Consider the following 8,262-nt stretch of genomic DNA (forward strand, 5'->3'; position numbering starts at 1 on the left):
AGTTGCTCGCTTTATACCCCTCAGAGGCGGAGATCGCATTGTTCTGGATTCGAGCAATCTCGCCCTAGTTGCGCTCTCGGATCCCGCGCTCTCGAGCACCATGGACATGGCTCGATACCGAGCCACAGGCTGACAATATCGAAATATTGACGGGAGAAAGCTACCACACACTAGTTGGTAGATATTTTTTCATCCACGAGGCGGTCGGACGGCCTAAGTTCATACAATGACAGTTCCCTCGGTTTGAAATTGATGCTTAGTGGCCCTGGGTAATAACAAGTTATGGCGCCACTGGCACTGATTAGTATTACCCAGCACCCCGTAGTGCACCCCCACCCTTGAGATAATGCCGGTGCTGACAAGACAGAGTTGGGGGAACCAGTGTCTCCAGTCACGATCGTCACGGGCGGCAGCCGCGGCATCGGCGCGGCGGCGGTGCGCCGCCTCGCCGCCGACGGGCATGCGGTCTGCCTGTCCTTCCGCGAGGACACCGACGCCGCCGAGAAGGTCGTCCAGGAGGTGATCGAGACCGGCGGACGGTGCATCGCGGTGCGGGCCGACATGACCAGCGAGGACGACATCGAGGTGCTGTTCCGCGAGGCGCGCGAGGAGCTCGGGCAGATCACCGGCCTGGTGGCCAACGCCGGCGTGACCAGCCCGATGGCGCCGCTGGCCGACCAGCCCGTCAGCCAGCTGCGCTACGTGCTGGAGGTCAACGTGCTCGGGGCCATGCTGTGCGCGCGGCGGGCCGTGCAGTCGATGTCCACCGCCCACGGCGGCAACGGCGGCAACATCGTCTTCGTCTCCTCCTCGGCCACCATCCACGGCGGGCCCGGCGAGTACGTGCACTACGCGGCGTCCAAGGGCGCGGTGGACGTGCTGACCGTGGGCCTGGCCAAGGAGGTCGCCCAGGAGGGCATCCGGGTCAACACGGTGGCCCCCGGCATGGTCGACACCGAGATCCACACCCTCTCCGGCGACCCCGAACGGGCTTGGAAGGCGGCCGGCCGGATCCCGCTGGGCCGCCCGGGCGACCCAGCGGAAATCGCGAACGCGATCGCCTGGCTCATGACCGAGCAGGCGTCCTACACCACCGGCGCCATTCTGCGGGTGGCCGGCGGAATCTGATCACACGTCGTTGTACGTGAGCTTCAGCAGATCCGTCGCCTTCACCGTCGGCGTGGACAGCGCGGTGCCACCGGAATTGACGAGCGTGATCGGAGTTCCGGTGTTGCCGCCGACCCAGCCTGCCGTGTTGGCCAACGCCTGTGCGTCATCGAAATAGACCACGCCGTAATCGGGAAGCGTGGTCGGAGAACCGCCTACGCTCGGCGTTTCCACGATCCATTCCGCGCAGTTGCCGCGCAGCGTGGTGCCGCTGGGCGCGGTGATGGCGAACGACACCGACTGGTCGGTGCTGTCGTTGGTCAGCCAGATCGACGCGGTGGTGGCCGAGGTGGCGCAGATCAGGCAGAACATGGTGTCGCCGGCGGAGACCGGGAAGTTCGAGATGGCGATCTCGAAGTCCGGGTACCACTCCCACCAGGCGTAGACCCGCTTGGTCCCGTTGACCAGTGAGGACTCGGTGCCGGCCTGGAGCACGTCGGGCGAGCCCCAGCCGTCGATGCCGACCCAGGACGAGGAGTAGTACGAGGTCTTGCCGCCCTTCGGGTCGGACGGGTCGGCCACGGTCCACTCGCCCTCGACCCACTTGAACGAGTCGCCGGCGGCGGCGAACACCGCGGTGCCCGACCAGTTCGTCGAGGTGGCGTCGGCCGGCTTCGCCTGCGCCGCGCCCAGGAGATCGAGTTCCGAGCTCGGGCCGCGCATCGGGCCGTGCACCTTGTCGGTGTTGCGCACGAAAACCGGCTCGATTCTCGTGTACTTTCTGCTGACTCTGCGCTTCCACTGCGTGTACAGCGGCCGCTGCGAGTCCTGGTCCGGCCGGGCCGGGAAACCGTGCACCAGCAGTTCCCGCTGGTCGGCGGTCAGCGGGTCGAAATCGGCCGGCGGCGGGGTGAACAATCGGACGCCCAGTTCGCTCGGCGCCATGGTGGTTTCGGTCAATGCAGAGCACCTCCCGTGCGGCGCCGGGGCATTTCTGATCAATGCGGAAAACGACGTCGCGTGCTTCCAGGAGCCCGCCAGGGGGCAACAGATACAGTTGACCTCGTCGGCCAGCGATCCTGTCCGGCGACGTGGACCGATGAAGGAGGAAGGATCCCTGTGGCTGAGATCCGCCGGGTGGGCGTGGTTGGCGCCGGACTGATGGGTTCGGGCATCGCGGAGGTGTGCGCGCGGGCCGGACTGGACGTGATCGTCAGCGAGGCCAGTCCGACCGCGATGGAGGCGGGCCGGGAGCGGATCGCCAAGTCGCTGGCGCGCGGCGTGCGCAGCGGCAAGCTGTCCGAACAGGACCGCGACGCCGCGCAGGGCCGCCTGCGGTTCACCACCGACCTCGGCGACTTCGCCGACCGCGAGCTCGTGGTCGAGGCCGTCGCCGAGAGCGAGCAGGTCAAGACCGAGGTGTTCACCACCCTGGACAAGGTGGTGACCGACCAGGACGCCATCTTCGCGTCCAACACCTCGTCCATCCCGATCATGAAGCTGGGCATGGCCACGCAGCGGCCGGCCAACGTGATCGGCATCCACTTCTTCAACCCGGTGCCGGTGCTCAAGCTGGTCGAGCTGGTGCCCTCCCTGCTGACCAGCCAGGAGACGGCGCTGCGGGCCCGTGGCTTCGCCGCCGGCCAGCTGCGCAAGGAGGTCATCACCGCCCAGGACCGGGCCGGCTTCGTGGTGAACTCGCTGCTCATCCCCTACCTGCTGTCGGCCATCCGGATGATGGAGTCGGGCTACGCCTCGGCCGCCGACATCGACCAGGGCATGGTGCTGGGCTGCGCGCACCCGATGGGGCCGCTGCAGCTGACCGACCTGATCGGCCTGGACACCACCAAGGCCATCGCCGAGTCGATGTACGAGGAGTTCAAGGAGCCGCTGTACTCGCCGCCGCCGCTGCTGCTGCGCATGGTCGACGCCGGCCTGCTGGGCAAGAAGTCGGGCCGCGGCTTCTACGACTACTCCGGCTGAGTCGACGCCGCCGTCCGGACGGGCACCGAAGATCGGCACGGGTGCCCGGCCGGCCGGCCGGCCGGACAGGAAGTGATCATCGGCCGGGCGGCCGGTGGCGGCCTGATCTCTGCGGCAGATGGCCGAACATCAGGGCATGTCTCGCAGGCACATGCACTTCGTCGGCACGATGCCGCAGTTCTCCGACGCGCGAGCCGCGTTCTCCTGGCAGCTGGGGCAGGAAGTCCGGCCGCTGCTGCGGCGGCTGTCCAGCGGCGAGACCGGCCCGCGGCTGATGTGGTTCGTGCCGATGGTCAAGGAGCTCAAGGGCCAGCCGGAGATCCGGTCCGTCAAGGACGGTGACTGGTCCGGCTACGAGGACACCGACCTGTTGACCGTGCGGCGCGGCCAGCAGCTGCGTATTCCGCTGCGCCTTGAGCAGTACGCGACCGAGGACCGGGCGGCGCTGGAGTCCGTTGTGGACGATGCCGGGCTGCCGATGCAGGTCGGTGTGCCCGGTTATCTCGACATGGCCCTGTTCACCTTCGGCCCGCTGGGCGCGATCCGCTACAGCCGCAAGTTCCTCACGGCCGTGTCCGATCAGATCTCCCGCATCGCCGCGCCGGATGTCGTGTTCCAGCTGGAAGTTCCGGCCGCGTTGATCGCCGTCGCCTCGGCGCCACGTTTGCTGCGGCCGGCGATGGCTGCGTTCATGGCCCACCTGGTCACCCGCCCGGTCGCCCGCGCGCCTCAGGGCTCCCGCTTCGGTGTGCACCTGTGCCTCGGCGATCTCGGTCACCGGGCGCTGCGCCAGCTTCCCGACGCCGAACCGTTGGTGTTGCTGGCCAACGCCATCGTGCGCCGGTGGTCGGCCGGCCGATCGCTGGAGTTCGTACACCTGCCCATGTCCGGCGGGGATCAGCCGCCGACCACCGACGCCGCCTTCTACGCGCCGTTGCGCCGCCTGCACGACATGCCGCTGATCGCCGGCATCGCCCACGAGCTCCAGGATCCGTCGGACCAGCTGCGCGTCCGCGATCTCGTGGAGACCGCCGTCGGGCGGCCGGTGGACATCGCCACCAGCTGCGGGCTCGGCCGTCGGGCGCCGTCCGAGGCTGAGCGGGCCGTGCAGGCCATGCTCAAGCTGACGGCCGACTGAATCACTTGCGGCGCAGGTGGATTCCCTCCAGCAGCTCGGGGATCAGCTGGGCGCCGCGGGAGCTGTCGACCACGGCGGTCGACGTCACCGGGGCCATCAGCCAGGGCTGGCGGTAGCCAAGCACCGGCGAGTACACCGGCACGAAACCCTGGTCGTAGAGCCAGATCGCGAAGTCGGTGGACAGCGTGCCCTTCTCGTCCACCGCCGCCGTCCCGTGCCACGGCAGCAGCGCGGAGCCGCCCAGCGCGGCGAAGCCGACCCGGCCCGGCGACGGCATGCTGACGGTCAGGCGCACCCGGTGCGTGAACAGGCTGTCGTAGCCCAGTTCCCGGTCGGTCAGCACGGCCGACAGGTAGCGCACGGTGTCGCTCCAGGCCTGCCGCAGCACCTGCCGCCGGGCCCGGACGATCTCGGCCGGGGTCGCCGGGTCGCCCATCTGGTACGGGTCGGTGTACACGGCGCGGGCCCAGGACATCCGGTCCCGCCCGGCCGGCACGTCCAGCGCCACCGAGTGCAGGATGGACCGGAACATGTCGCGGAAGGCCAGCCCGCCCGGGGTGTGCTCGGCCATCGGGTCCACATCGGACACCCGCGACAGCACGCCCATCGGGTCGGCGGCGATGTCGAGCTCCGTGAACGCCTTGCGGAAGGTGTTCTGGAAGTACTCGATGAGGACTATCCGTTCGCTGTCCAAAGAGGACCCGATCCTGCGCCTCGCCACGTCGTCGATGTCGGCGAACTCCAGGAAGTCCTGGCCGCCGACCAGCCGCAGGTACTGGTTGAGCTTGCGCAGGTAGGACTCGACGATCACGGCCGGGCGCGGGCGGAAGTGGTGGCCGTCGGTCAGCACCGTGATGCGCAATCCCGGCGCGTACAGGCATTTCACCGTCTGCTGGAGCTCGCGCAGCCGCACCAGCACGCCCAGTTCCGCGAGGTCCGGCAGCACCCCGGTGGCCTTGAGCCCGCTCTGGCTCTGCTTCACCGGGAAGCCCGGCACCACCACCTGGATCGGCTGGTTGTAGCGCAGGAACGGCATCAGGTCCTTGCGGGCCATCTCCGGCGTGTACGTGCCCCGCGAGCCGCGGTGGAACTGCTTGCGCATGAACACGTGGTGCAACAGCAGCGCGGTCCGTTCGAGCGGATCGGCCACGGTGGACAGTGCCGCACGGAGGTGCCCCGGCGCCGCGGCGGCTGTGCGCTGCGCGTTGGAGTCGGCCTCGGCCACCAGCCGGTCGACGATGGACAGCGTCTGTGCCACCGACAGGTTCACGGCGTGACCCCGCGCGGGCAGGCCCACCGACAGCTCGCCGACCTGCAACTCGGCGATGGAATGCGTGTGGGACAAGGCCGGCGTGGAGCCGCCGGCCTGCCGCGGCAGGCGTTCGAAGGTGGCGATCAGCGGGGCGCCGTCCGGCGGCGGGCAACCGGGGACACGGTCGCTGACGAAGCCGGGGGCCTCGACGGCGACGACCATGGCGTTGGGGAAGGAATCCCGCAGCACCTGACGGTTCTCGGTGAGGTCGTCGAACACGGCGACCACGTCGAGGTCGCCGAGGCGGCGCAGGTTCTCCACCTTCAGCTCGGCGATCGGCCGCACCCGGTCGTCGGGCAACGTCAGCAGTCGCACGTGGGTCAGGCCGCCGCGGGCCAGCACGGCACTGGTGTGCTCGCGCACCCGGTCCCGGCGGCCGGTGTTGAACACGACCTCGCCGCCGGCGTCCTCCACGTCGCGGACGAAGCGGACCAGCCCCGGCGCCAGCGAGTCGGAGCGCAGTCGTTCCCACGGCCGGTAGAAAGCGGGGCAGAACTCGGCGTGCACGTCGTCCCACTCGACGTCCGGATAGCGCCCGGCCACGCCGGAGACCTCCAGGAACCGGTCCCAGGCCGGCTTCGAGTAGGACGGCAGGGCGCGCAGCGTGCCCGGACGGGCCAGCTCCGGGATGCCCTGCGGCGCGCCCTCGCGCGGCCCGGCCAGCGTGCGGGCGGCGTGCAGGGTCCTGGCCTTCGGCACCAACCCGCACAGGTCGAGGTCGATGACCACGGCCGGCACAGGCAGCGACGGGTCGCGGCGGCGGGCGGCCGAGCTTTCCTCGACCGCGCGCAGCACATCGCGCAGCAGGCGGTCCTGCTCCTCGGGCACGGAGTGCACGTAGCGGTCGAGCGGGTGGTCGCCGCGCAGCAGGGCGGCCGTCTCCGGCGCGAGATAGCGCAGTTCGGCCGACAGCACCGACTCCACGGCGGCACGCACGGCCCGCCCCTTGTACTGGCGGCCGTCGAAGGTGGCCTGCTGGAAGCCGGCGGCCAGCGTGTTCAGCCCGCCGTGCAGGGCGCGGGCCGCCCGGCTCACCTCCAGCGCGTCGACCTCGGCGGTCTCGCGCAGCCCGGCGACCGAGGTGAGCACGAGCCGTCCGGTGGCGCGCACGCCCGGCGTGAGCTCGAATCTGATGTGGTCAGTGTCCAGGTCGAGCAGCAACCCGTGCCGGTCGACCAGGGCCCGCCACACCGCGACCAGCGGCCGGACGAAGTGCTCGGCGACGAAGTCCAACGCGTCCATCGGCTCGTGCTGGTTGGCGATGACCTGCTCCAGCAGGGTTCGCTCGTCGTCGGCGGCGCGGTCCAGCAGCGCGGCCGGCGAGACGATGCGGACCTGGTCGGACGCGCGCGGATGTGTCGGCTGAGGGCCGTCACCCAGATCGGCGGACAGGTCGCGCGGGGGGCGCAGCGCGAGGTGCAGGCGCAGCTCGGCGTCGCGCCGCACCAGCTCGGCCAGCCGCTGCCAGCCGGCGGCCATCGCGAGGTGCTCCTCGCAGCCGTCACTGACCGGGCGCGGCACCGCCTGTGGGGCGGCTCCGTCCAACATGCTCATACCAGGGCCCTAACGAACACGTGGCTCTCCACATATTCAGCCGCGGTTCTTGGTCCCCGGAATTCGCGGCACTGGATCCGAGTATATCGAGAACCTGTCGGCGTGGAGCGCCTCTTTCGGGTGTTACGTGATCTACATCACTCGCCTCGTAAGCGAGCTTGACATACCGCCGGGCAGGCCCGCACCATGTCCGGCCGCGGGTTCACGCCGATACGTTCCACCGGGCCGCACGCGGTTCCTCCCCGGTTTTCACCCGGCATTCACAGCCGGTTTCTACAATGCGCCGGGTCTACCGTCGGTGACATCGTCCCCACGGCAACCGCCACGATGATACGGACGGCCACGCCCGGGCAAGCCGGTGCCGCCCGTGCGCACGGGAATTACCCGATCGGGTTCCGGGGCCGGTCGACACATCGTGGCCGGGAAACCGCCGCCGGGACGAACTGGGCGGCTACCGTCCACCGTAATGGGCACGGCTCGCCCTTACCCACCGGAGACGCGCGGTAAACATCGTCATCCGGTCATGCCGAATTGAGACGTCCGGCCGGGTGAAATGCCGGTGACGTGAATCAGTCCTCGGGCCGCAACCGGGTGCTGAAGCTGAACCGGTCACCGCGGAACAGCGACCTGACCCGCTCGATCGGCACCCCGTCGGGGTCCAGCGACCGGCGGTGCAGCAGCAGCATCGGCAGCGCCGGGTTGGTGCCGATCAGCTTGGCCTCCCGCGGCGTCGCCAGCACCGTCTCGACCCGCTCCTCGGCCTCGGCGAAGACGACACCGAGCCGGTTGGCCAGGCAGCTGTGCAGCGAGGCGTCCGGGTCGAACACGTCGAGCAGCGACGGGAAGCGGGCGGCGGCCAGGTAGGTCGACTCCAGGCCGACGTTCTGGCCGGTGGCCTCCACCGTGCGCTCGATGTGCAGCACCAGGTCGCCGGGCTCGATGTTCAGATCGGCGGCCAGCGTGGGATCGGCCGGCAGGTGCTCCAGGGTGACGAGCTTGCGGCTGGGGGTCGCGCCCTGGCGCCGGATGCCCTCCGAGAGGCTGACCAGGGACAGCGGCTGCACCAGCTTGGGCGGCATGACGTAGGTGCCGCTGCCGTGGCGGCGCTGGAGCTTGCCCTCCAGGACCAGCTCGGAGACGGCCTGGCGCAGCGTCATGCGGGCCACTC

6 protein-coding genes are annotated in these 8,262 nt (G+C 69.7%); 3 read left to right on the plus strand and 3 right to left on the minus strand.

Annotated features, from left to right (window positions below):
* Positions 1-381 precede the first annotated feature (381 nt).
* Complete coding sequence (locus KUTG_RS06945) at positions 382-1,128, plus strand: SDR family oxidoreductase (protein WP_043715745.1); 747 nt, start codon at positions 382-384, stop codon at positions 1,126-1,128.
* Here the strand turns inward: KUTG_RS06945 and KUTG_RS53040 are convergent, their stop codons facing one another.
* On the minus strand, positions 1,129-2,067 hold the full coding sequence (locus KUTG_RS53040) for a G1 family glutamic endopeptidase (RefSeq protein WP_157494371.1): 939 nt from the start codon (positions 2,065-2,067) through the stop codon (positions 1,129-1,131).
* 159 nt (positions 2,068-2,226) lie between these two features.
* Here KUTG_RS53040 and KUTG_RS06955 point away from each other — a divergent pair, with 159 nt between their 5' ends.
* Together KUTG_RS06955 and KUTG_RS06960 are read left to right on the plus strand one after the other, a co-directional pair.
* On the plus strand, positions 2,227-3,090 hold the full coding sequence (locus tag KUTG_RS06955) for a 3-hydroxybutyryl-CoA dehydrogenase (protein ID WP_043715747.1): 864 nt from the start codon (positions 2,227-2,229) through the stop codon (positions 3,088-3,090).
* A gap of 136 nt (positions 3,091-3,226) precedes the next feature.
* Complete coding sequence (locus tag KUTG_RS06960) at positions 3,227-4,228, plus strand: hypothetical protein (RefSeq protein WP_157494372.1); 1,002 nt, start codon at positions 3,227-3,229, stop codon at positions 4,226-4,228.
* Between the two features lies 1 nt (position 4,229).
* Here KUTG_RS06960 and KUTG_RS06965 read toward each other — a convergent pair whose 3' ends face one another.
* A complete protein-coding gene (locus tag KUTG_RS06965; protein ID WP_052394146.1) occupies positions 4,230-7,094 on the minus strand; it encodes an L-tyrosine/L-tryptophan isonitrile synthase family protein in 2,865 nt (954 codons plus the stop codon).
* A gap of 569 nt (positions 7,095-7,663) precedes the next feature.
* Positions 7,664-8,262: GntR family transcriptional regulator (locus tag KUTG_RS06970; protein ID WP_043715750.1), on the minus strand; the 599-nt coding region annotated here is incomplete at its 5' end.

It is taken from the genome of Kutzneria sp. 744, assembly GCF_000568255.1.
GTDB lineage: Bacteria > Actinomycetota > Actinomycetes > Mycobacteriales > Pseudonocardiaceae > Kutzneria.